Genomic DNA, 22,262 nt, shown 5'->3' with positions numbered 1-22,262 from the left:
GGCACCCTGATCATGACTCGGGAGCTTCTACCCGTTCGACGGGGTTTCCACACCGACGTCTCCGGTCACCCCGGTCGGTTGCGCCGCGCACGTCTCCGCGGGTGGGGTGGGCCCCCGGCGTGGCGGCCCGCGGGCGCTTCGTACCCTCGCGGTGTGCCTCTGTACGCGCTCGGTGACGCCGAACCGGACATCCACCCGACCGCCTACGTCCATCCGGACGCCGTCGTGATCGGCAACGTGACGCTGGGCCCGGAGTCCACCGTCTGGCCCACCGCGGTGCTGCGCGGCGACGACGGCCGGATCGAGGTCGGTGCCCGCAGCAGCATCCAGGACGGGTCGATCATCCACACCACCCTGGAGCAGCCGACGATCATCGGGGACGAGGTGACCGTCGGGCACAACGTGCACATCGAGGCGGCCACCATCGGCGACCGGGCGCTCATCTCCTCGGGCTCGGTGGTGCTGAACGGCTCGACGATCGGCGAGGGCGCGATCGTCGCCGCCGGCGCGGTGGTGTCGCCGAAGGCCGACGTGCCCGCGTACCGGATGGCGCTGGGCGTGCCCGCCCGCGTCCGCGACGGCTACGAGGTGCCCGCCGACCGCTGGCGGCACTCCGTGGAGTCCTACGTCGACCGGGGCCGCCGCTTCGCGTCGCAGCTGCGCCGGCTGGAGGGCTGATGGCCAAGCCGCTGAACGAGGTCGTCGAGGCCGGGTGGGCCCAGGCACTGGAACCGGTCGCCGAGACGATCACCGCGATGGGCGAGTTCCTGCGCGCCGAGATCGCCGCGGGCCGCCGCTACCTGCCCGCCGGGGCGAACGTGCTGCGCGCGTTCCAGCAGCCCTTCGACGAGGTCCGGGTGCTGCTCGTCGGACAGGACCCGTACCCCACCCCGGGCCACGCGGTCGGGCTGTCGTTCTCCGTCGCCCCCGAGACCCGCCCGCTGCCGCGCTCGCTGCAGAACATCTTCCGCGAGTACGCCGAGGACCTCGGGCACCCGGCGCCCACCTCGGGCGACCTGACCCCGTGGACCGAGCAGGGCGTGCTGCTGCTCAACCGGTGCCTGACCGTCGCCCCCGGGGAGCCGGCCTCGCACCGCAACAAGGGCTGGGAGGAGGTCACCGAGCAGGCGATCCGCGCCCTGGTGGCCCGCGACGCCGAGCCGATGGTCGCGATCCTCTGGGGCCGCGACGCCCGCAACCTCGCCCCGCTGCTGGAGGACGTGCCGACGATCGAGTCGGCCCACCCGTCGCCGATGTCGGCCGACCGCGGCTTCTTCGGGTCGCGGCCCTTCAGCCGGGCCAACGACCTGCTGGAGGAGATCGGCGGGGAACCCGTCGACTGGAAGCTGCCCTAGGCTGGACCGGGTGGACGACCCGGGGGACATGCGCATATCGGACGCCGACCGCGAGGCGGCGGCCCGCCGGCTGCACGACGCGGTCGGCGAGGGCCGCATCACGTTGAGCGAGCTGGAGGAACGGCTCGACGCGGTCTACGCCGCGCGCGTCGCCCGGGACCTGCAGCCGCCGCTGGCGGACCTGCCGGGCGGGCTGCCGCCGTCGGTCACCGCGCTCGCGCCCGTCCCCGCGCGTCCGCCCGCGCCGTCGGAGCGGGTGCGGCTGACGACCGCGGCGGGGACGATCAAGCGCACCGGGGACTGGCAGGTGCCGGCGGCGCTGCACCTGTCGTCGTCCATGGGGACCATCCACCTCGACCTCTCCGAGGTGCGGTCGCTGCCGCCGCGGATCGACATCGAGGTCGCACTCGGGATGGGCGAGGTCGTGCTGGTCCTGCCCGAGGGCGGCACCGCCGACGTCGACGGCACGAAGGCGTCCTGGGGCGAGGTGAAGACCCGGGTGCCCGCGACGCCCGGGGCGGCCGGGCCGCACCTCGTGGTGCACGGCAAGGTCGGCATGGGGTCGGTCACCGTGCGCGGGGCACGCCGCGGCTGGTGGCGGTCCGTGGTCGGCTGATCCGGCCCCGGGAACGACGAAGGCCCGGTCCCCAGGGGACCGGGCCTCGATCGTGGTTCGGGTCTCGCGCACTCAGACGCGGGTCACCTTGCCCGCCTTCAGGCAGGAGGTGCAGGCGTTGATCCGACGGCGGTTGCCGCCGTTGATCGCGGCGCGCACCGTCTGGATGTTGGGGTTCCAGCGGCGGTGGGTGCGGCGGTGCGAGTGCGAGACGGACATGCCGAAGCCCGGACCCTTGCCACAGACGTCGCAGACGGCAGCCACGTCGGACACTCCTCGGGTTGACGAACAGATTCACGAACAGATTCTCGGCACGGACGTGCCGAGGCTCGGCCTTCAATTCTAGCCACGCCCGTGTCGTGACCGGCGCGCGGGGCCGTCCCGCGGCACCGGAGGCCTCCGCGCACCTAGTGTGGGGCCCGTGGCCTCGCCGTTCGACCCCGCGCTGCTGCGCCGCTGGATCGACGCCGCCGCTGAGCGGCTCACCGCAGGCCGGGCCGAGATCGACCGCATCAACGTCTTCCCGGTCGCCGACCACGACACCGGGTCGAACCTCCTGCTGACCGCCCGTGCGGCGGCCTCGGCCCCGCTGGACGGGGACTCCCCGGCCGCCGACGCCCCCGCCGCGGACCCCGCCGCCGAGGACGTCCGGCCGGTGCGCGCCGCGGCGGCCCTGGCCGCGGCCGCGGTGCGCGGGGCCCGCGGGAACTCCGGCCTGATCCTGTCCCAGCTGTTCCGTGGACTGGCCGAGGAGCTGGAGGCCGCGGCCGCACGACGGCCGAACACCCCGGCCGGTGAGCTGCTCGCCGGGGCGCTGCGGCGGGCAGCGGCGCTGGCGGCCGTCGCGGTGTCCGCGCCGCGCCCGGGGACCGCGCTCACCGTGCTCGACGCCGCCGCCGCGGCCGTGGCGGCGCGGGTGGCGGCCGGGGCGGCCACCGGGCCGTCCTCCGCCGGTGCGGAGCTCACCCGGGTCGCCGACCTGCCCGACCCGTCCGGCGGCACCGACCCGTCCGGCCGCGCCGACCTCGACGGCGCGGGCCTCGACACGACCGGTGCGCTCGCCGAGGCCGCCCGGGTGGCCGCGGACGCGGCCCGGGCCGCACTGGCCCGGGCCACCGGGCGGCCGCCGGAGCTGGTGCGGGCCGGGGTCGTCGACGCGGGCGGGCTGGGCCTGGTCGTCGTGCTGGACGCGCTGGTCGCCGCGGCGGGCGGTGATCCGGGGCCGCCGCCGTCGTCGCAGGTGGGGACGCCCGGCCCGGCCTCGGCGGTCACCGCCGACGGCGAGCTCGTGCCGTGGGTGCCCCAGCCGGTCTACGAGGTCACCTACTGGCTGCCCGGTCCCGACCCGGCCGCGCTGGAGACGCTGCGTGCCCGGCTCGCCGGGCTCGGGGACTCGGTCGGCCTCGCCGGGGACGGCGGTGGCGGGGTGATGGTGCACGTGCACACCACCGAGGCCGGGCCCGCGGTCGAGGCGGGGCTGGCGGTCGGGCGCCCGTCGGGGATCCGGATCGAGGCGCTGCCGCCGGCGCCGCCGACCCGGGACCGCGCGGTCCTGCTGATGATCGAGAGCAGCGGGGCCGGGGCGCTGGCCCGGGCCGCGGGCGGGAACGTGCTGGTCGCCGACCCGGACCCGACCGTCGACGAGGTCCTGGCCGCGATCCGCGCGACCGGCGCCGAGCACGTCGTGGTGCTGCCGTGTGCCACGCACCGGCGCACGGTCACCGAGACCGCGGCCGAGCGGGTGCGGTTCGAGGGCATCGACGTGGTGGTGATCCCGGCGAGCTCGGTGCTGCAGGGCCTGGCCGCGCTCGCGGTGCACGACCCGGCCCGCCGTGCCCCGGACGACGTCGTCGCGATGGCCGAGGCCGCGGCCGCCACCCGGACCGGTGGGCTGGCCGTCGCCGAGGCCGAGGCGCTCACCTGGGCCGGTCCCTGCCGCCCGGGGGAGATCCTCGGGATCTCCGACGGCGAGGTCGTGCTGATCGCCCCGGATCTCGCTGTCGGTGCCCTGTGGTTGGCTCACCGCATGCTCACTCCGGGTGGGGAGCTGGTGACCGTGCTGCTCGGCGCGGCCGCCCCCGACGAGCTCGGGGAGCGGTTCGCCGAGGACCTGCGCCGCACCCACCCGGAGGTCGACGTCGTGGTGCACCGGGGGGAGCAGGGCGACTACCCGCTGGTGCTGGGAGTGGAGTAGATGGACGACGGGTTCGACCTCGACAGCAGGCTCGACGGGCCGCTCGGGCGCAAGGCCGCCGACGCGCTGGCCCCGCTCGGGCTGGAGACCGTCGGGGACCTGCTGCGGCACTACCCGCGGCGCTACGTCGACCGCGGCCGGCTCACCGAGATCGCCGGGCTGGTCGCGGGCGAGCACGTCACCGTCGTCGCGGCGGTGGCGCGTGCCGAGCTGCGGGAGATGCGCAACCGGCGCGGGAAGATGCTCAAGGCCGTCATCCGGGACGAGAAGGGCGGCGAGCTCGACGCCACCTTCTTCAACGGCTGGAAGCTGCAGGGCTTCATCAAGCAGGGCGTCGTCGGCGTGTTCTCCGGCAAGGTCGGGGTGTTCAACAACCGGCTGCAGCTGACCCACCCGCAGTTCGAGGAGATCGAGGAGAGCGACTCGCTGCGCCCGTTCCTGTCGGTCTACCCGGCGAACGCGAAGGTGACCTCGCAGGCCATCGCACGCTCGGTGCGCCAGGTCCTGGAGCAGATCGACGACCCGACCGACCCGCTGCCCGAGTCGCTGCGCGAGCGGGAGAAGCTGCCCGAGCTGGGGCGGGCGCTGCGGCGCATCCACGTGCCGGAGACCGAGGCCGACCTGTTCGCCGCCCGGCACCGCCTGGTGTGGGACGAGGCGCTCGGTGTGCAGCTGGCGCTCGCGCTCCGGCGGGAGGCCGCCGTCGCGCGGCCGGCCCCGGTGTGCCCGCGCCGCGACGACGGCCTGCTCGCCGCGTTCGACGCGGACCTGCCGTTCCCGCTGACCGAGGGCCAGCAGGAGGTCGGCGAGCAGATCGCCGCGGACCTCGCCCGCGAGTACCCGATGAACCGCCTCGTGCAGGGCGACGTCGGCGCGGGCAAGACGATCGTCGCGCTGCGGGCGATGCTGCAGGCCGTCGACGCGGGCACCCAGGCCGCGATGCTGGCCCCCACCGAGGTCCTCGCCGCCCAGCACGCCCGCTCGCTGCGCGCGATGCTCGGCGCGCTCGGCCGCGGCGGCGAGCTCGGCGCCGGGGAGGACGCGACCGCGGTGACGCTGCTGACCGGGTCGATGGGGGCGAAGGCCAAGCGGCAGGCGCTGCTCGACGCGCAGTCCGGGGCGGCGGGGATCGTCGTCGGGACCCACGCGCTGATCCAGGACACCGTCGGCTTCGCCGAGCTGGGGCTGGTCGTGGTCGACGAGCAGCACCGGTTCGGGGTGGAGCAGCGCGACGCGCTGCGCGCCCGCGGGAGCGCGGCCCCGCACATGCTGGTCATGACGGCGACGCCGATCCCGCGCACCGTGGCCATGACCGTCTACGGCGACCTGGCGGTGTCCGAGCTGAAGGGGTTGCCGAAGGGCCGCTCCCCGGTCGCGACGACGGTCGTGCCGCTGGCCGAGCACCCGTCGTGGATCGAGCGGGTGTGGCAGCGGATCCGCGAGGAGGTCGAGGCGGGCCACCAGTGCTACGTCGTGTGCCCCCGGGTCGGTGGTGCCGAGAAGGAGGGTGCCGAGAAGGAGGACGCCGAGGAACCCCCGCCGGACGACGACGGCGGCGAGGAGCGGCGCGCCCCGCTCGCGGTGCTCGACATCGCCCCGCTGATCGAGGAGAAGCTGGCCGGGCTGCGGGTCGGGATCCTGCACGGCAAGCTCCCGCCGGAGGAGAAGGACACCGTGATGCGGGCCTTCGAACGCGCCGAGCTCGACGTGCTCGTCGCGACCACGGTGATCGAGGTCGGCGTCGACGTGCCGAACGCGACCGGGATCGTGCTGCTCGACGCGGACCGCTTCGGCCTGTCCCAGCTGCACCAGCTGCGCGGCCGGGTCGGCCGGGGCAGCGCACCCGGCCTGTGCCTGCTGGTCACCGACATGCCCGCCGCGACCGCCGCCCGCGAACGGCTCGACGCGATCGCCGGGACCACCGACGGCTTCGAGCTGGCCCGCCTCGACCTGGAGCTGCGCCGTGAGGGCGACGTGCTCGGGTCGAGCCAGTCCGGCTCCCGCTCGGGGCTCAAGCTGCTGTCGCTGCTGCGCCACGGCGAGGTCATCGAGAAGGCCCAGGTGTACGCCCGGCACCTGGTCGCGGAGGACCCGGGCCTGGCCGGCCACCCGCGGCTGCGGGACCTGGTGGGGGAGACCCTCGGCGACGAGGAGCGGGCCGCCTACCTGGACAAGTCCTGAGCGGTCACGGCCCGGGGAGCTCGCCCCGGGCCGCGGCGTCCAGCCGGGCGCGGGCCGGGCGGGGCAGGTGTACCCGCCCGGACCGTTCCAGCCGGTCCAGCTCGACGCGGGCGCGGCCGTAGGCGGCGAGCCGCTCGGGTTCGGAGTCGGAGTCCCGCGCGGTGGTCAGCAGCTTCACCACCCGCCCGACGGTGCGCCGTTCCTCGGGGTCCAGCCCGGCGAGCCGGATCCGGTCGGCGGCGTCGACCGCGGCGGTCCAGGCGCGGCGGGCGGCGTCGACGGCGCGCACGTGGGTCCCGGCGTGCGGCTCGCCCGGGTAGCCGTCGGTGTCCAGCGCCTGGGCCTCGGCGAACGCGTCGACGAACCGGGCGGTGGCCGCCACCGTGGTGTCCGACAGCGCGGGGCGGCGCAGCACGGCCAGCGGGTCCGCCTCGTGCGCGGCGAACTCCGCGCGCAGCCGCTGGAACTCCGCCCGCGCGCGTCGCCACGCCTGCTCCGCGGCAACGGCCTCGGACGACAGCACGGGACGTACGGCCGGTTCCGGGGCGGGGCCGGGACCGGGGCCGCGGTCGGCGCGCAGCCGCCGGTAGGCGCCGATCACGGCCATCGCCAGCAGCGCGAACGACAGCAACTGGAACACCACGGCCACCACGCCACCACCTCCCCGCCGCGCCGGCCGACGGGGCCGGTACCCGCCCCACGGTGCCCGAGGTGTCCGGATCGCGCCACGCACCGGCCCGCGACGGCACGTCGTGCCACGCCACGGGGCACCACCGGCACGCCGGGACCGGGCGATGTCCCGCTGTGTGGGCACCCTGTCCCGAGCAGTGGTCGGGACCTGGCCGGTCGTGTCAGGATCACGCGTCCGTCGCGCGGGAACCCCCGCCGCCACGGGCGTCGTCGCCGATCGTGATGAGGAGAACGATGTTCCGCAAGGTGCTGGTGGCCAACCGGGGCGAGATCGCCATCCGGGCGTTCCGGGCCGCGTTCGAGCTGGGTGTCTCGACGGTGGCGGTGTTCCCGTACGAGGACCGCAACTCGCTGCACCGCGCGAAGGCCGACGAGTCCTACCAGATCGGGGAGCCGGGGCACCCGGTCCGCGCCTACCTGTCGGTGGAGGAGGTCATCCGGGCGGCGAAGAAGGCCGGCGCGGACGCGGTCTACCCCGGCTACGGCTTCATGTCGGAGAACCCCGATCTGGCCCGTGCCTGCGCCGAGGAGGGCATCACCTTCGTCGGGCCGCCGACGGAGGTCCTGCACCTGACGGGCAACAAGTTCCGCGCCGTCGCCGCCGCCCGGGAGGCGGGCGTGCCGGTACTGGAGTCCTCCGAGCCGTCCTCGGACGTCGAGGAGCTGCTCGCGGCGGCCGAGAACATCGACTTCCCGATCTTCGTCAAGGCGGTCGCCGGGGGTGGCGGACGCGGGATGCGCCGGGTCACCGAGCCCGGCGACCTGCGTGACGCGATCGAGGCCGCGAGCCGGGAGGCGGAGTCCGCGTTCGGCGACGGCACCGTCTTCCTGGAGCAGGCCGTGGTCAACCCGCGGCACATCGAGGTCCAGATCCTGGCCGACGCCGACGGCAACGTCGTGCACCTGTTCGAGCGCGACTGCTCGGTGCAGCGCCGCCACCAGAAGGTCGTCGAGATCGCCCCGGCCCCGAACCTGGACCCGGAGCTGCGGGACCGGATCTGCGCCGACGCGGTGAACTTCGCGCGGACGATCGGCTACGTCAACGCGGGGACCGTGGAGTTCCTGCTCGACGAGCGCGGCAAGCACCACTTCATCGAGATGAACCCGCGCATCCAGGTCGAGCACACCGTCACCGAGCAGGTGACCGACCGCGACCTGGTCATCGCCCAGCTGCGGATCGCCTCGGGCATGACGCTGCCGGAGCTGCGGCTGACCCAGGACGACATCACCCTCACCGGTGCGGCGATGCAGACCCGCATCACCACCGAGGACCCGGCCAACGAGTTCCGGCCCGACGTCGGCACGCTGTCGGTCTACCGCTCCCCGGGCGGCCCGGGCGTGCGCCTGGACGGCGGCACCGTGCACGTCGGCGCCGAGGTCTCCGCGCACTTCGACTCGATGCTGGTCAAGCTGACCTGTCACGGCCACGACTTCGCCAACGCCGCCCGGCGCGCCCGTCGCGCGCTGGCCGAGTTCCGGATCCGTGGCGTGGCGACGAACCTGCCGTTCCTCGCCGCCGTGCTGGAGGACGAGGACTTCAAGCAGGGCCGGGTCACCACCAGCTTCATTGAGGAGCGCCCGCACCTGCTCAAGGCCCGTCCGTCGGCCGACCGCGGCTCGCGCATCCTGCAGTACCTGGGCGAGGTCACGGTCAACAAGCCGAACGGCGACCGGCCGCTGGTCGTGGAGCCGGTCGACAAGCTGCCCGCCGACGTCGACCTGGAGACGCCCGCGCCGGACGGCTCGGCGCAGCTGCTGCGCGAGCTCGGGCCCGAGGGCTTCGCGCGCCGGCTGCGTGAGCAGACCGCGGTCGCGGTCACCGACACGACGTTCCGCGACGCCCACCAGTCGTTGCTGGCGACCCGGATCCGGACCCGGGACCTGGTCGCGGTCGCGCCCTACGTCGCGCGGACCATGCCCGAGCTGCTGTCGCTGGAGTGCTGGGGCGGCGCGACCTACGACGTCGCGCTGCGCTTCCTGGCCGAGGACCCGTGGGACCGGCTCGCCGCGCTCAAGGCCGCGGCGCCGAACATCTGCACCCAGATGCTGCTGCGCGGGCGCAACACCGTCGGCTACACGCCCTACCCGACGGAGGTGACCGACGCCTTCGTGCAGGAGGCGGCGGACACCGGCATGGACATCTTCCGGATCTTCGACGCCCTCAACGACGTCTCCCAGATGCGCCCGGCCATCGACGCCGTCCGGAACACCGGCACGGCGCTGGCCGAGGTCGCGCTCTGCTACACCGCGGACCTGTCCGACCCGGGCGAGAAGCTCTACACCCTGGACTACTACCTGCGCCTGGCCGAGGAGATCGTCGACGCGGGCGCGCACGTCCTGGCGATCAAGGACATGGCCGGCCTGCTGCGCCCGCCCGCGGCGAAGAAGCTGGTCACGGCGCTGCGGGAGCGCTTCGACCTCCCCGTGCACCTGCACACCCACGACACCGCGGGCGGGCAGCTCGCGACGCTGGTCGCGGCGATCGACGCCGGGGTCGACGCCGTCGACGGCGCGGTCGCCTCGATGGCCGGCACCACCAGCCAGCCGTCGCTGTCGGCGCTGGTCGCGGCCACCGACCACGCCGACCGCGCGACCGGGCTGAGCCTGACCGCGGTCGGGGACATGGAGCCGTACTGGGAGGCGGTGCGGAAGGTCTACGCGCCGTTCGAGTCCGGCCTCGCGTCGCCGACGGGGCGGGTCTACCACCACGAGATCCCCGGCGGTCAGCTGTCGAACCTGCGCCAGCAGGCGATCGCGCTCGGGCTGGGCGACCGGTTCGAGCTGATCGAGGACTGCTACGCCGCCGCGGACCGGATGCTGGGCAGGCTGGTGAAGGTGACGCCGTCGTCGAAGGTCGTCGGTGACCTGGCCCTGCACCTGGTCGGGGCCGGGGTGGACGCCGCGGACTTCGAGAAGGACCCGGCGGGCTTCGACATCCCGGACTCGGTCATCGGGTTCCTGCGCGGTGAGCTGGGCTCGCCGCCCGCGGGCTGGCCGGAGCCGTTCCGGACCCGCGCGCTGGAGGGCCGCAGCCCCGAGGCGGAGAAGGCGGAGCTGTCCATCGAGGACCGTCGCGGGCTGCGTGACGAGCGTCGCCGCACGCTGAACCGGCTGCTGTTCCCCGGCCCGACCAAGGACTTCGACAGCCACCGCGAGCAGTACGGCAACACCGCGGTGCTGTCGTCGAAGGACTTCTTCTACGGGCTGGAGGAGGACCTCGAGCACACCGTGGACCTGGAGCCCGGCGTCACCCTGATCATCGAGCTGGAGGCCGTCTCCGAGCCCGACGAGCGCGGCTACCGCACCCTGCTGACCACGCTCAACGGGCAGCTGCGCCCGGTGGCGGTGCGCGACGAGTCGGTCGCGACCGAGGTCAAGGCCGCGGAGAAGGCCGACAAGGGGAACGACGCGCACGTCGCGGCCCCGTTCGCCGGGGTCGTGACGCTGCAGGTCGACGAGGGCGACACCGTCGACGACGGCCAGACCGTCGCCACCATCGAGGCCATGAAGATGGAGGCGTCGATCACCGCGCACCGGGCCGGCACCGTGAAGCGGCTCGCGATCGGGCAGGTCACCCAGGTCGAGGGCGGGGACCTGCTGGTCGAGCTGGACTGAGCCGCACGGCACGATGGAGCGATGACCAGGCTGATCGCGGGCACGGCGGGCGGACGACGGCTCGCCGTGCCGCCGTCGGGGACCCGGCCGACCTCCGACCGGGTCCGTGAGGCGCTGTTCTCCGCGCTCGACCACGACCCGGGGCTCGGCGGTGCCGCCGTGCTGGACGTGTGCGCCGGGTCGGGCGCGCTCGGGCTGGAGGCGCTGTCGCGGGGCGCGACCGACGCGGTGTTCATCGAGTCGGACAAGCGGGCCGCGGGGGTGCTGCGGCGCAACCTGGCCGCGGTCGGGCTCGGTGGGTCGGTCGTCACCGGGCGGGCCGGGACGGTGCTGGCCGGGCCCGCGCCGCGGGCGTTCGACGTCGTGCTCGTCGACCCGCCCTACGCGGTGCCCGACGACGAGCTCGCGGGCTGGCTGACCGCCGCCGCCACCCACGGCTGGCTCGCGCCCGGTGCGGCGGTCGTCGTCGAGCGGGCGAAGTCGTCGGGTGAGTTCGGCTGGCCCGCCGGGTTCACCGCGGGCCGGTCCCGCCGCTACGGCGACACCGTCCTGCACCACGGCTCGCTCGGGGGCTGAGCCCGGATCAGGCCGCCGGGCCCAGCAGCCGGCCGGGCGTCAGGTCCGGCACCGTCCGGTGCGCCCCGGCGGCGGTCAGCTCCGCGTCCCCGGCTGTCGTCCGGACCCCGACGATGGTGCCCATCCCGGCCGCGACCAGGGAGGACACCCCGGCGACGGAGTCCTCGAACGCGACGCAGCCGGCCGGGTCGGCGTCGAGACGGCGGCACGCGGTGAGGTAGCCCTCCGGGTCCGGCTTGCCGCGCACGACGTCCTCGGCGGTGATGACGAGCTCGACCAGCGGTGCCGTACCGAGCACGTCGCCCAGCACCCGGTCGGCCCAGCCGCGACGGGCGCTCGTCACCACCGCGAGCCGGTGCCCGCGCCCGGCCAGCGACCGGAGCAGCGCGGGAGCGCCGGGGACGACGTCGACGTCGTCGGCGAGGGCGGTGCCGTGCCCGGCCAGCCGCGCGGCGAGCTCGTCGGTGTCGGTGGCGCGCCACGGCCCGTCGACCTCGCGCAGCGCGTCGGCCGCGCGGCGGCCCATGAACCGGTGCCGGTAGGTCTCGTCGTCGACCTCGGCGCCCCACTCGGCGAAGAACCGGGCCCAGGTCCGGCGGTGCACGTGCTCGCTGCGCACGAGGGTGCCGTCGAGGTCGAACACGACCGGGGCGCCGTCGGGAACGGTGCCCGTCACAGGCGGAACAGCTCGTCGCCGGCGCGGACCGTGTGCCCGGTGGGGGCGCTCACCGAGCCGGCGGGGGAGTCCAGCACGACGACCGGGCAGGTCGGCGCGAGGCCGGCCGCCCGCACGGCGGCGAGGTCCACGGTCAGCACCGGCGCGCCCCGCTCGACCGCGTCGCCCTTCGCGACGTGCGTGGTGAACCCGGCCCCGCCGAGCGAGACCGTGTCGATGCCGACGTGGACCAGGATCCCGGGGCCACCGTCGGCGGTGATCACGAAGGCGTGCGGGTGCAGCGCCGCGACGGTGCCGGCGACCGGGGCCAGCACGACCGCCTCGGTGGCGTCCGCGGGCGGCTCGACGGCCGTCCCGCCGCCGAGCAGCTCGTCGCGGAAGACCGGGTCGGGCACCCCCGCGGGGCCGACCACCGCGCCGTCGACGGGCGCGACGACGGACGTCACAGCAGGTCCCGGACGTCGTCGCAGAGGTTCTCCGCCTCCGGCCCGATCACGACCTGCACGACGGTCCCGGACCGGACCACACCGTGCGCCCCGGCGGCCTTCAACGCCGCGTCGTCGACCAGGCCGGGGTCGCCGACCTCGGTCCGGAGCCGGGTGATGCACGCCTCGATGTCGGTGATGTTCCCGGGTCCGCCCAGCCCCGCCACGATGTCGTCGGCCCTGCTCATGGGGTTCCTCCACCCTCCGGTCACTACTGGTCATGACCAGTGTCTTGACAGCGCCGTGTCCGGCCCGCACCCTCACTGGTTATAACCAGACCGTACCGGTTGTCGCGGCGGCTCCACAACGCCCGCCGAGCCCGTCCGGTCGCCGATACTCGACGAGGAGTGCGAGTCCATGAGCACTGACACCTCCACGGCGGAGCCGGTACGACGACGGCCGGGGCTGGCCGGGCTGCAGCGGCTCGGCCGGAGCCTGATGCTCCCGATCGCCGTCCTGCCCGCGGCCGGCCTGCTGCTGCGCCTCGGGCAGGACGACCTGCTCGGCGGCGTCGAGGCGCTGAAGCAGCCCGCGGCCGTGCTCGCCGCGGCCGGCGGCGCGCTGTTCGACCACCTGCCGATGATCTTCGCGCTCGGCATCGCGATCGGCTGGGCGCGCCGCTCCGACGGGTCCACCGCGCTGGCCGCCCTCGTCGGCTACCTCGTGATGGACGGCGTGTTCACCGCGCTGTCCCCGGTGCTGCTGCCCGGGGTGCTCGACTCGAAGGGCGAGCAGGCCACGATCGACTTCGGGGTGCTGGGCGGCATCGTCGCGGGCCTGGTCGCGGCACTGCTGTGGCAGCGCTTCCACCGCACGACGCTGCCGACCTTCCTCGGCTTCTTCAACGGCCGCCGGCTGGTCCCGATCCTCACCGCCGTGTCGATGATGGTGATCGCGTCGGTCATGAGCCTGGTCTACCCGGTGTTCAACGCCGGGCTGACCGGGCTGGGCAACGCCGTCGGGGAGAACGCCGTCGTCGGCGGCGGGATCTTCGGCCTGGTCAACCGGCTGCTGCTGCCCGTCGGGCTGCACCACATCGTCAACTCGGTCGTCTGGTTCCTCATCGGGGACTTCGACGGCACCCGCGGCGACCTCAACCGCTTCTTCGCCGGTGACCCGACCGCCGGGGCGTTCATGACCGGCTTCTTCCCGATCATGATGTTCGCGCTGCCCGCCGCCGCACTGGCCATCTGGCACGAGGCCCGCCCGGAGCGGCGCAAGCTCGTCGGCGGGATCATGGTGTCGGTCGCGCTGACCTCCTTCGTCACCGGCATCACCGAGCCGCTCGAGTACGCCTTCGTCTACGTGGCGTGGCCGCTGTACCTGATCCACGCGGTGCTCACCGGCACCTCGCTGGCGCTGGTCAACGCGCTCGACATCCACAGCGGGTTCGCCTTCTCCGCCGGTGCCATCGACTACGTCCTCAACTTCGGCCAGGCCACCCGGCCGCTGTGGCTGATCCCGATCGGGCTCGCCTACGCCGTCGTCTACTACGTGCTGTTCCGCTTCGTGATCCGTCGCTGGAACCTGCGGACCCCCGGCCGGGAGGACGACGAGACCACCGCCACCACCGCCACCACCCAGACCACCGGAACCACCCAGACCACCGACACCACCCGGACCACCGGCACCGCGGGCAGGGCCGACCGGTGACCGCCGCCGAGGAGCAGGAGAGCACCGTGCACACCCGCACCGCCGTCGTCGCGTCCCGGGTGGGGCTGCACGCCCGCCCGGCCGCGCTGTTCGCCCGCGCCGCCGCCGCCACCGGGCTGCCCGTCACCGTCGCGACCGACGGGAAGGACCCGGTCGACGCGCGCAGTGTCCTCGGGCTCATGACCCTCGGCGTCGTCTTCGGCGACGAGGTCGTGCTGCGGGCCGACGGCGACGGCGCCCCGGCTGCGCTGGACGGCCTCGTGACGCTGCTCGAGACGGACCACGACGCGTGACGGCAGACCGCATGCTCCGCGGCACCGTCGTCACCGACGGCCGGCTGCTCCCGGACTCGGTCGTCGCGGTCGCGGGGGACCGGATCGTCGCGGTCCTCCCGGCCGCGGCGTACGACGGTCCGCTCCCGCCCGCGTCGTCGTCGCTGCTGCTGCCCGGGTTGGTCGACGTGCACGACCACGGCGGCGCCGGGCACGGCTTCCCGGACGCGACGGCGGCGGGGGCGGCGGCCGCCCTCGCCCACCACCGCGCCCACGGCACGACGACGATCCTCGCCTCGCTGGTCTCCGCCCCGCCGACCGTGCTGGCGGAGCGGATCGCGACGCTGCGCCCGCTCGTCGTCGCCGGGGACCTCGCCGGGATCCACCTGGAGGGCCCGTTCCTGGCCGCCGCGCGGTGCGGCGCGCACGACCCGCGCGCGATCCTCCCGGGTGACCCCGTGCTGCTCGACGAGCTGCTCACCAAGGCCGACGGAGCCGTCGCGTCGGTGACCTACGCGCCGGAGACCGCGCACGCGGCGGACCTGCTCGCGGTGCTCGCCACGCACGGGGTGCTGCCGAGCATCGGCCACACCGACGCCGACGCCCGCACCACCGCGACCGGGATCGCCCGGGCGGGCGGCGCGCCGATGAGCGCCACCCACCTGTTCAACGCGATGCCCCCGATGCACCACCGGGCGCCCGGGCCGGTCGCGGCGTGCCTGGCCGCGGCCGGCCGGGGCGAGCTCGTCGTGGAGCTCGTCGCGGACGGGGTGCACCTGTCGCCCGACACCGTCGCCGCGGTGTTCGACCTGGTCGGGCCGGACCGGGTCGCGCTGGTCACCGACGCGATGGCCGCGGCCGGGATGCCCGACGGCCGCTACCACCTGGGCACGATGCAGGTCCGGGTCGACGACGGCGTCGCCCGGATCCCGGACGGGCCCATCGCGGGCGGCACCGCGTGCCTGGTCGACGTCGTGCGCGCCACGGTGCGCGACGCGGGGGTCCGGCTGCAGGACGCGGTGCTCGCCGCGACCCGCACCCCGGCCCGGCTGCTCGGGCTCGACGGCGAGGTCGGGTCGCTGGCCCCGGGCCACCGCGCCGACGTGCTCGTCACCGACGCGGACCTGCGGCCGCAGCAGGTGCTGCGCGCCGGCCTGCCCGTCACCGGCGGGGGTGCGTGATGGAGATCGTCGTCCTCGACGACCCGCGGGCCTGCGGGCGGGCGGTCGCCGACGCCGTCGCCGACGTCCTGGCCCGCGACACCGGCCGGCCGCCGACCCTCGGGCTCGCCACCGGCAGCTCGCCGCTGCCCGCCTACGCCGAGCTGGTCCGCCGCCACCGCGACGAGGGGCTGTCCTTCGCCGGGGCCCGCGCCTTCCTGCTCGACGAGTACCTGGGCCTGCCCGCGGGGCACCCGCAGTCCTACCGCGAGGTCATCCGCCGCGAGCTCACCGACCATCTCGACATCGACCCGGCCGCGGTGCACGCCCCGGACGGCACCCGCGCGGACCCGGCCGAGGCCGCGGCGGACTACGAACGGCTGCTCGCCGCGTGCGGCCCGGTGGACCTGCAGATCCTCGGCATCGGCGGCAACGGGCACATCGGGTTCAACGAGCCCGGCTCGGCGTTCGGCTCGCGCACCCGGGTCGCGACGCTGACCGAGCGGACCCGCGCCGACAACGCCCGCTTCTTCGACCGTCCCGCGGACGTGCCGCACCGGGTGCTCACCCAGGGGCCGGCCACGATCATGGAGGCCCGGCGGATCGTGCTCGTCGCGACCGGGGAGGGCAAGCGCGCGGCCGTGGCGGCGACGGTGTCCGGACCGGTCACGACCGACGTGCCCGCGACCGTGCTGCGCGACCACCCGCACTGCACGCTGGTGCTCGACCGGGCGGCCGCCGGGGAGCGGGCCGGGCCCGTCGCGGCCGGGCAGGTCGGCGGACCGGGACGGGGGCGGTAGTGGCTACGGTGGACGGCACCATGAACGGCGAGGTCCGGATCGGCGACGGGGTCGTGCCCAAGCACGAGCAGCTCCGCGTCCTGCTCGCGGAGACGATCGCGCGGGACTTCGCGCCCGGCGACGCCTTCCCCAGCGAGCGCAGGCTGTGCCTGGACCACGGCGTGAGCCGGGTGACGGTGCGGGCCGCCGTCGGCGAGCTGGAGCGCGACGGGCTGCTGACCCGGGTCCGCGGCAAGGGCACCTACGTCGCGGCCCGCACCGCGCGCTCCCGGCTGCACCTCGCGTCCTTCCACGACGACATGCGCCGGCTCGGGCTGACCCCGACCACGGTCGTCCTCGAGGTCGCGCTCACCACCGGACCGCCGGAGGCCGTCCGCGCGCTCGGTCAGGGCCCCGACGGCCGGTGCTGGCACCTGCGGCGGCTGCGCGTCGCCGACGGGGTGCCGATGTCGATCGACGACGCCTGGTACGACGCAGAACAGGTCCCCGACCTCGACGTCCACGACCTCAGCGGCTCGGTCTACGGGATCCTGCAGGAGCACTACCGGCTCCCCATCGACCGCGCCGAGCAGACCGTCGCCGCCCAGCAGGCCGACGAGGCCTCGGCGGTCCTGCTCGGGATCCCCGCCGGGCACCCGATCCTGGTGTTCGACCGGACCTCCAGCTCCGGTGACCGGCCGGTCGAGTACACCGTGTCGCGCTACCGCGGTGACCGCTACGAGCTGCACATGTCGCTGGACCGCAGCTGGGCCTGACCGGTGATCACCGGCTGATAGGTTCCGGCCATGCCCGAGGTCCGTCGCGCCGTCTGCCCCGGTTCCTACGACCCGCCGACGGTCGGTCACCTCGACGTCATCGCCCGCACCGCGGCGCTGTTCGACGAGGTGTTCGTCGCGATCCTGGTGAACCCCCGCAAGGAGGGGCTGTTCTCCGTCGACGAGCGCGTCGCGATGCTCACCGAGATCACCGCGGACCTGCCGGGCGTGCGGGTCGAGTCGTTCCAGGGGCTCGTCGTCGACTACTGCCGCGAGCGCGGCGCCCAGGCGATGGTCAAGGGCCTGCGCGGGGCGACGGACTACGACTACGAGCTCCCGATGGCGCACATGAACCGGCACCTGACCGGGGTCGAGACGCTGTTCCTGCCCGGTGCGCCCGGTCAGGTCTACGTGTCGAGCTCACTGGTCAAGGAGGTCGCCCGCGGCGGCGGCGACGTCACCGCGTTCCTCCCGCCGAGCGTGCACACCCGGCTGCTGGACCGGCTCGCCTGACACGCGGGAGCGGCGCCCAATAACGGGTCCGCGCCCGTGACGGTGAGAGGATCCGTCGCGTGTACCGGGTCTTCGAGTCGCTGGACGCGCTGGTGACGATCGTCGAGGAGGCGCGCAGCGTCCCGATGACGTCGAACTGCGTGGTCCCGCGCGGCGACGTGCTGGAGCTCCTCGACGACGTCCGCGAGGCGATCCCGGGCGAGATGGACGACGCCCAGGACGTGCTCGACCGGCGCGACGACGTCGTGTCCGAGGCCGAGCGCGAGGCGGAGGAGACCCGGACCGCGGCGAACTCCGAGGCCGAGGAGACGCTGCAGAACGCGCGTACCGAGGCCGAACGGCTCGTCGCCGAGGCGCAGGAGGAGGCCGGGCGCACCCTGGCCGAGGCCCGCCACGAGGCGGAGCGCGTGGTCGCCGAGGGCCGCCGCCAGTACGCCGAGGTCACCGACCGGGCCCGGGACGAGGCCGAGCGGATGAGCCACGCCGGCCGGGCCGCGCACGACCGGCTCATCGCCGACGGGCAGAACGAGCAGACCCGGCTGGTGTCCCAGACCGAGGTCGTCCGCTCCGCGCACGCCGAGGCCGGCCGGATCGTCGACGGCGCACACGCCGAGGCCGACCGGCTGCGCCGGGAGTGCGACGACTACGTCGACACCACCCTGGGCGAGCTGGAGACCACCCTGAACAACGCGCTCGGCGTCGTCGGGCGCGGGCGCAGCCAGATCTGGCGCGGCCAGTACGGCCCGAACTACGGCGGCGGACGGCCCCCGGAGCCGGGCCGCACCGGCACCGGGATGGACCTGATCGACTGACGGCCGCGGCGGTTCGGGCCGTCCCGGCCGAGCACCGACGCGGCGCTCACCCCGGGTCCACCGAGCCGCGGAGCCGGAGCGCGGCCCCGGTGGCACCCGCGACCGACATCACCACGACCACACCGCACAGGACCGAGGCCACCGGCGCCAGGCCCCACACGTCGACCGCGGCCCCCGCGAGCAGGCTCGCCACGGCGGCCGCGAGGTAGCAGTACAGGTAGACCGCGGCGAGGGTGCCGGCGCGCGTGCCCTCCGGGCTCCGGTCGAGCAGGACCCGGATCGCGCCGGCGAACGCGACACCGAACCCGGCCCCGGCCGCGACCGCGGCGGCGAGGTAGGCGGCGAAGCTCCCGAGGGCGATCGCGCCGACGAACCCGGCGGTGCCGGCCGCCAGCACGACGGCCCCGACGGTCAGCGCGCGTGCGGCGGGCAGCCGGGCGGCCACGAGCCCCGCCGCCGGTCCCGCGAGGTGGTAGACGGCGACGGCCAGGGCGCCGCTGAACAGGTCGTCGCGGCCCAGGACGGAGGCCGCGAGCGACGGGGCCAGCGCCTGGGTGAACCCGCCGAGGACGTAGGTCGCCGCGACGACGACACACACCATCGGGAACAGTCGGCGCGCGGCGCGGGGCACCCGGACCTCCGGCCGCAGCGACCGCAGCGCCCCGGGCCGCCGGACCGCGGTCTCCGGCAGCAGGGCGAGCGCCGCGGCGGCCACGACGAGCAGTCCCGCTGCGACGACGAAGGACCGGACGGGTGCGCCGTCCGGCGCGAGCTGCACCGCGGCTCCGGAGGCGAGCGCGCCGAGCGCGATGCCGCCCGGCGGCGCGCCGCTCGTGATCGCCCCGGCCAGCCCGGGACGCGCCGGAGGCGCCAGGTCGACGACGTAGCCGCCGAGCGCGGCCAGCGCGAGCCCCACCGACACCCCCTGGACCGCCCGCCCGATGATCAACGGTGCGGACGAGTCGACGGTGGCGAGGACCAGGCACGCCACCGCGCCGACGATCAGTGCGGGCACCGCCACCCGGCGCCGGCCCACGTGGTCGGACAGGCTGCCGCAGCACAGCAGGGCCACCAGCAGCGGCACGACGTAGACGGCGAACGCCCCGGTGAGCGCGACCGTCGAGATGCCGTAGGACCGCTGGTAGACGACGTAGAGCGGGGCCGGCACCCCGGCCGCGGCGCAGACCACCACGAAGGACACCGATGCCGTGGCGAAGGCCAGCGGGAGCGATCGGGGCCGGAGCACCGGTCTCAGGTCGCCGGGACGACGGACGGCGGAGCAGCGAAGATCACCGTCCGAGACTAGGCGTTCCGGATCGGCGTCCGGGACCGGAGGGCCCGCGGCGCACCGTCCGGCGCCGGGGCCGACCGGGCCGCCGTGCCCTCAGCCCTGCTGCGCCGCCCACTCCTCGACCCGGCGCGCGCTCTCCTCCGGCGACAGGTCCTCCACCCGGGTCATCACCGCCCACCGCACCCCGTACGGGTCGACGACCGAGCCGAACCGGTCCCCGGACACGAACGTCGAGACCGGCTCGCGCACCGTCGACCCGGCCTCGGCCAGCGTCGCGACGGCCGCGTCCACGTCGGGTACGTACACCGCGAGCGACAGCGACACCGGGTGGTCACCCGCCGGGGCGGCGACGAGGCCGTAGTCGGGCATCGCGTCGGAGACGGTGAACCGGCCGGCCGCCAGCTCCAGCTCGGCGTGCCCGACCATCCCGCCCATCTCGGTGACCGAGAGCACCCGGGCCCCGAAGGCGGCGCAGTAGAGTTCGATCGCCGCGCGGGCGGGCGATGCCACCAGGTGCGGGGTGAGTGAGGTGACCCCGTGCGGACGGCCGTCGGTGGTGTGGGCGCCGGTGACACTGCTCGTGAGCTCCATACGACGAGTCTCCCCGCCCCGCGACGGCGCGGATTGAACATTGCCGACAGGGGGTTGGTCGATGACCGTCGAGTCGCGCGGACACCTCAACCCGGGTGCCCCCGAGGTCGCGCTCGACCGGGCGCCCATCGGGCTCGACGACCTCGTCCGGTGGGTGTGGACCGCCCGCTGGGACGTGCCGCCGGGACGCACGGTGCGCCAGCGGGTGCTGCAGTACCCGGCGTTCAACCTCGTCACCGACCCGGTCACCGCGACGCTGCACGGGCCGCGCACCGGCGTCGACGTCCGCGAGCTGGCCGGGCGGTCGTGGGTCGTCGGCGTCCTGCTGCGGCCCGGCGCGACCCCGCTGTTCACGGCCACCGCACCCGCCGCGCTGCGCGGGACCGCCGAGGAGGTCCGCGGCGCGCCGGTGGCGGAGCTCACCGCGGCCGTGGCGGCCGGCGACCCGGCCGCGACGGTGCGGGACTGGCTCGCCCCGCTGGCGGACCGGGTCACCGACGCCGGACGCCTGGTCAACCGGGCCTGCGCGTTGGCCGAGTCCCGTGCCGACGTCCTGCGCGCCGACCAGCTCGCCGAGCTCGTCGGCGTCGCACCGCGGACCCTGGAACGCCTGGTCCGCGGCCACGTCGGACTGACCCCGCTGTGGCTGATCGAGTGCCGTCGCCTGCAGCACGCCGCCGCGGTGCTCCGGACCGACCCGGACACCGCGCTGGCCGGGCTGGCCGCCGATCTCGGCTACGCCGACCAGGCCCACTTCACCCGTCGCTACCGGGCGGTGCTCGGTGAGACGCCCGGCGCGACCCGGCAGGCGGCCCGCGCGGCCGGGTGATCACGGGTACTGCTGCGACACAGGTGCTTCACCGCGCGCAGTTGCTGTGGTCGGATACGCCGGACGCAGGAATCCAGGTCACCCGCCGTACTACTCTCCCGCGCATGGCACGCCGGCCCGAACCCGACCCGACGACCTGGTGGGCACGCTACGGGCACCGGCTGGAAGGACCCCCTGTGACGAACCCGGCGCAGCCCCCGGCCGAGGTCCCGGCTCCCGACGCCCCGCGTCCCGAGCTCCCACGCTCCGAGGCCCCGCGCGGGAACCCCGGGGCGGCCGCGGCGGACCTGCGCGAGGACGCCATGCTGCGCGCGCGGCCCGACCGGCCGCGCACCGGATGGCGGCGCGCCCTCTACGACGTCACCGGCGGCCGTGTGAACCCCGGCCCGAGCGACGCCGAGGAGCTCCGCTCCGGCCTGCTGAACCGGGTCCGCGCGCCGCTGGCCGGGGCGCACCGGGTGGCGGTCATGTCGGTGAAGGGCGGCGTCGGCAAGACCACGGTCGCGGCCTGCCTCGGACAGGCACTGGCCGAGCACCGCGGGGACCGGGCCGTCGTCCTCGACGCCAACCCCGACGCCGGCACGCTCGCCGACCGTCTCACCGGCGACTCCCGGATCACCGTCCGCGAGCTGCTGAACGATCTGGACTCGGTCGGCACCTGGACCGACGTGTCCCGCTACACGAGCCTCGCCGGGCGCCTGCAGGTCCTGGCCTCGGAGCAGGACCCCGCCTCGGGTGAGGCGTTCTCCCGCGACGAGTACGAGCGCGTGGTCGACCTCCTGGGCCGCTTCTTCAACATCATCATCACCGACTCCGGCACCGGGATGGTGCACTCCACGATGCAGGGCACCCTCGCGCGCGCCGACTCGGTCGTCGTGGTCGGGGCCCCGACCGTCGACGGCGCGGGCCGGGCCAGCAAGACGCTGGACTGGCTGGTCGCGCACGGCCACGGCGACCTCGTCCGCGACGCGGTGGTCGTGCTGTCCTGCGACCGGCGCAGCGCCGAGGTCGACGCCGTCCGGATCCGCGAGCACTTCGCCCAGCGGGTGCGCGGCGTCGTCGAGGTCCCGCACGACCCGCACCTGGCCACCGGCGGCCGGGTCGACCCGGCCCGGCTCCGCCCGGCGACCGCGGACGCGTTCCTGGAGCTGGGCGCCCTGGTCGCCGACGCGTTCGACGTGCGACGACGCGACTGACC

General features: G+C 75.3%; 23 protein-coding genes. 16 read left to right on the top strand and 7 right to left on the bottom strand.

The genetic code is table 11. From position 1 onward, the window contains the following. Nucleotides 1-153 precede the first annotated feature (153 nt). The 3 genes from ND486_RS15450 to ND486_RS15440 are packed head-to-tail and all read left to right on the top strand — an operon-like array spanning nucleotide 154 to nucleotide 1,971. The gene (locus tag ND486_RS15450) at nucleotides 154-678 is read left to right on the top strand and encodes a gamma carbonic anhydrase family protein (RefSeq protein ID WP_251784871.1); all 525 of its coding nucleotides are present in this window, start codon (nucleotides 154-156) and stop codon (nucleotides 676-678) included. Then, the gene (locus ND486_RS15445; RefSeq protein ID WP_062400939.1) at nucleotides 675-1,355 is read left to right on the top strand and encodes a uracil-DNA glycosylase; all 681 of its coding nucleotides are present in this window, start codon (nucleotides 675-677) and stop codon (nucleotides 1,353-1,355) included. The genes ND486_RS15450 and ND486_RS15445 overlap by 4 nt, the downstream gene beginning before the upstream one ends. A 10-nt stretch (nucleotides 1,356-1,365) precedes the next feature. Continuing rightward, the gene (locus ND486_RS15440) at nucleotides 1,366-1,971 is read left to right on the top strand and encodes a DUF1707 domain-containing protein (protein ID WP_251784870.1); all 606 of its coding nucleotides are present in this window, start codon (nucleotides 1,366-1,368) and stop codon (nucleotides 1,969-1,971) included. A 72-nt stretch (nucleotides 1,972-2,043) separates the two neighbouring features. Here ND486_RS15440 and rpmB read toward each other — a convergent pair whose 3' ends face one another. Continuing rightward, the gene (rpmB, locus tag ND486_RS15435) at nucleotides 2,044-2,235 is read right to left on the bottom strand and encodes a 50S ribosomal protein L28 (protein WP_020627372.1); all 192 of its coding nucleotides are present in this window, start codon (nucleotides 2,233-2,235) and stop codon (nucleotides 2,044-2,046) included. Between the two features lie 157 nt (nucleotides 2,236-2,392). On the opposite strand from rpmB, the gene ND486_RS15430 reads away from it, so the two are divergent. Then, the gene (locus ND486_RS15430) at nucleotides 2,393-4,165 is read left to right on the top strand and encodes a DAK2 domain-containing protein (RefSeq protein ID WP_251784869.1); all 1,773 of its coding nucleotides are present in this window, start codon (nucleotides 2,393-2,395) and stop codon (nucleotides 4,163-4,165) included. Then, a complete protein-coding gene (recG, locus tag ND486_RS15425; RefSeq protein WP_251784868.1) occupies nucleotides 4,166-6,346 on the top strand; it encodes an ATP-dependent DNA helicase RecG in 2,181 nt (726 codons plus the stop codon). A gap of 4 nt (nucleotides 6,347-6,350) precedes the next feature. On the opposite strand, the gene ND486_RS15420 is transcribed toward recG, so the two are convergent. Beyond that, a complete protein-coding gene (locus ND486_RS15420) occupies nucleotides 6,351-6,998 on the bottom strand; it encodes a hypothetical protein (protein ID WP_251784867.1) in 648 nt (215 codons plus the stop codon). Between the two features lie 272 nt (nucleotides 6,999-7,270). On the opposite strand from ND486_RS15420, the gene ND486_RS15415 reads away from it, so the two are divergent. Together ND486_RS15415 and rsmD are read left to right on the top strand one after the other, a co-directional pair. After that, nucleotides 7,271-10,651 carry a pyruvate carboxylase gene (locus tag ND486_RS15415; RefSeq protein ID WP_251784866.1) on the top strand — a complete coding sequence of 1,127 codons (3,381 nt, stop codon included), beginning with the start codon at nucleotides 7,271-7,273 and terminating at the stop codon, nucleotides 10,649-10,651. A 21-nt stretch (nucleotides 10,652-10,672) separates the two neighbouring features. Next, a complete protein-coding gene (gene rsmD / locus ND486_RS15410; protein ID WP_208821105.1) occupies nucleotides 10,673-11,227 on the top strand; it encodes a 16S rRNA (guanine(966)-N(2))-methyltransferase RsmD in 555 nt (184 codons plus the stop codon). A 7-nt stretch (nucleotides 11,228-11,234) separates the two neighbouring features. On the opposite strand, the gene ND486_RS15405 is transcribed toward rsmD, so the two are convergent. From ND486_RS15405 to ND486_RS15395, 3 genes are read right to left on the bottom strand one after another with little or no spacing between them, the layout of a single operon-like run. Next, nucleotides 11,235-11,903, bottom strand: coding sequence for an HAD family phosphatase (locus ND486_RS15405; protein ID WP_251784865.1), 669 nt, complete (start codon nucleotides 11,901-11,903; stop codon nucleotides 11,235-11,237). After that, complete coding sequence (locus tag ND486_RS15400; protein WP_073578206.1) at nucleotides 11,900-12,349, bottom strand: PTS glucose transporter subunit IIA; 450 nt, start codon at nucleotides 12,347-12,349, stop codon at nucleotides 11,900-11,902. The genes ND486_RS15405 and ND486_RS15400 overlap by 4 nt, the downstream gene beginning before the upstream one ends. Next, nucleotides 12,346-12,576 carry a glucose PTS transporter subunit EIIB gene (locus ND486_RS15395; protein WP_020626212.1) on the bottom strand — a complete coding sequence of 77 codons (231 nt, stop codon included), beginning with the start codon at nucleotides 12,574-12,576 and terminating at the stop codon, nucleotides 12,346-12,348. Before ND486_RS15395 ends, ND486_RS15400 begins: the two co-directional genes overlap by 4 nt. A gap of 169 nt (nucleotides 12,577-12,745) precedes the next feature. Between ND486_RS15395 and ND486_RS15390 the strand changes: the two genes are divergently transcribed. The 7 genes from ND486_RS15390 to ND486_RS15360 are packed head-to-tail and all read left to right on the top strand — an operon-like array spanning nucleotide 12,746 to nucleotide 18,353. Further along, nucleotides 12,746-14,041: a PTS transporter subunit EIIC gene (locus tag ND486_RS15390; RefSeq protein WP_251784864.1), complete on the top strand. Its 1,296-nt coding sequence runs from the start codon at nucleotides 12,746-12,748 to the stop codon at nucleotides 14,039-14,041. A gap of 26 nt (nucleotides 14,042-14,067) precedes the next feature. Further along, nucleotides 14,068-14,334 (top strand): HPr family phosphocarrier protein, encoded by a 267-nt coding sequence (locus ND486_RS15385; RefSeq protein ID WP_062404348.1) that lies wholly within the window; start codon nucleotides 14,068-14,070, stop codon nucleotides 14,332-14,334. Further along, nucleotides 14,331-15,494 carry an N-acetylglucosamine-6-phosphate deacetylase gene (locus tag ND486_RS15380; protein ID WP_251784863.1) on the top strand — a complete coding sequence of 388 codons (1,164 nt, stop codon included), beginning with the start codon at nucleotides 14,331-14,333 and terminating at the stop codon, nucleotides 15,492-15,494. The genes ND486_RS15385 and ND486_RS15380 overlap by 4 nt, the downstream gene beginning before the upstream one ends. Then, nucleotides 15,494-16,273: a glucosamine-6-phosphate deaminase gene (locus tag ND486_RS15375; RefSeq protein WP_208821117.1), complete on the top strand. Its 780-nt coding sequence runs from the start codon at nucleotides 15,494-15,496 to the stop codon at nucleotides 16,271-16,273. Before ND486_RS15380 ends, ND486_RS15375 begins: the two co-directional genes overlap by 1 nt. Nucleotides 16,274-16,293: 20 nt before the next feature. Then, entirely contained in the window at nucleotides 16,294-17,028 is a 735-nt protein-coding gene (locus ND486_RS15370; RefSeq protein ID WP_208821119.1) for a GntR family transcriptional regulator, read from the top strand. 30 nt (nucleotides 17,029-17,058) lie between these two features. After that, nucleotides 17,059-17,541 carry a pantetheine-phosphate adenylyltransferase gene (gene coaD, locus ND486_RS15365; protein ID WP_073578201.1) on the top strand — a complete coding sequence of 161 codons (483 nt, stop codon included), beginning with the start codon at nucleotides 17,059-17,061 and terminating at the stop codon, nucleotides 17,539-17,541. A gap of 59 nt (nucleotides 17,542-17,600) precedes the next feature. Continuing rightward, entirely contained in the window at nucleotides 17,601-18,353 is a 753-nt protein-coding gene (locus ND486_RS15360) for a DivIVA domain-containing protein (RefSeq protein ID WP_062400965.1), read from the top strand. A 46-nt stretch (nucleotides 18,354-18,399) separates the two neighbouring features. Here the strand turns inward: ND486_RS15360 and ND486_RS15355 are convergent, their stop codons facing one another. Both ND486_RS15355 and ND486_RS15350 read right to left on the bottom strand, forming a co-directional pair. Further along, entirely contained in the window at nucleotides 18,400-19,599 is a 1,200-nt protein-coding gene (locus ND486_RS15355) for an MFS transporter (protein WP_251784862.1), read from the bottom strand. Nucleotides 19,600-19,737: 138 nt separating this feature from the next. Then, on the bottom strand, nucleotides 19,738-20,235 hold the full coding sequence (locus ND486_RS15350; protein ID WP_251784861.1) for a glyoxalase/bleomycin resistance/extradiol dioxygenase family protein: 498 nt from the start codon (nucleotides 20,233-20,235) through the stop codon (nucleotides 19,738-19,740). 61 nt (nucleotides 20,236-20,296) lie between these two features. Between ND486_RS15350 and ND486_RS15345 the strand changes: the two genes are divergently transcribed. Next, nucleotides 20,297-21,064, top strand: coding sequence for a helix-turn-helix domain-containing protein (locus ND486_RS15345; RefSeq protein ID WP_251784860.1), 768 nt, complete (start codon nucleotides 20,297-20,299; stop codon nucleotides 21,062-21,064). A 176-nt stretch (nucleotides 21,065-21,240) separates the two neighbouring features. Next, nucleotides 21,241-22,260, top strand: coding sequence for a MinD/ParA family protein (locus ND486_RS15340; protein WP_251784859.1), 1,020 nt, complete (start codon nucleotides 21,241-21,243; stop codon nucleotides 22,258-22,260). The last annotated feature ends 2 nt before the right edge of the window (nucleotides 22,261-22,262 follow it).

Source organism: Pseudonocardia sp. DR1-2 (genome assembly GCF_023717215.1).
In the GTDB taxonomy this organism is placed as follows: Bacteria; Actinomycetota; Actinomycetes; order Mycobacteriales; family Pseudonocardiaceae; genus Pseudonocardia; species Pseudonocardia alni.
This window is presented reverse-complemented; position numbering and strand designations above follow the sequence as displayed.

What these genes read in the sequence shown, in the direction of transcription:
- ND486_RS15415 (WP_251784866.1), top strand. Translation starts at nt 7,271, where the DNA reads ATGTTCCGCAAGGTGCTGGTGGCCAACCGGGGCGAGATCGCCATCCGG.
- rsmD (WP_208821105.1), top strand. Translation starts at nt 10,673, where the DNA reads ATGACCAGGCTGATCGCGGGCACGGCGGGCGGACGACGGCTCGCCGTG.
- ND486_RS15395 (WP_020626212.1), bottom strand. Translation starts at nt 12,576, where the DNA reads ATGAGCAGGGCCGACGACATCGTGGCGGGGCTGGGCGGACCCGGGAAC.
- coaD (WP_073578201.1), top strand. Translation starts at nt 17,059, where the DNA reads ATGCCCGAGGTCCGTCGCGCCGTCTGCCCCGGTTCCTACGACCCGCCG.
- ND486_RS15375 (WP_208821117.1), top strand. Translation starts at nt 15,494, where the DNA reads ATGGAGATCGTCGTCCTCGACGACCCGCGGGCCTGCGGGCGGGCGGTC.
- ND486_RS15390 (WP_251784864.1), top strand. Translation starts at nt 12,746, where the DNA reads ATGAGCACTGACACCTCCACGGCGGAGCCGGTACGACGACGGCCGGGG.
- ND486_RS15350 (WP_251784861.1), bottom strand. Translation starts at nt 20,235, where the DNA reads ATGGAGCTCACGAGCAGTGTCACCGGCGCCCACACCACCGACGGCCGT.
- ND486_RS15370 (WP_208821119.1), top strand. Translation starts at nt 16,294, where the DNA reads ATGAACGGCGAGGTCCGGATCGGCGACGGGGTCGTGCCCAAGCACGAG.
- recG (WP_251784868.1), top strand. Translation starts at nt 4,166, where the DNA reads ATGGACGACGGGTTCGACCTCGACAGCAGGCTCGACGGGCCGCTCGGG.
- ND486_RS15345 (WP_251784860.1), top strand. Translation starts at nt 20,297, where the DNA reads ATGACCGTCGAGTCGCGCGGACACCTCAACCCGGGTGCCCCCGAGGTC.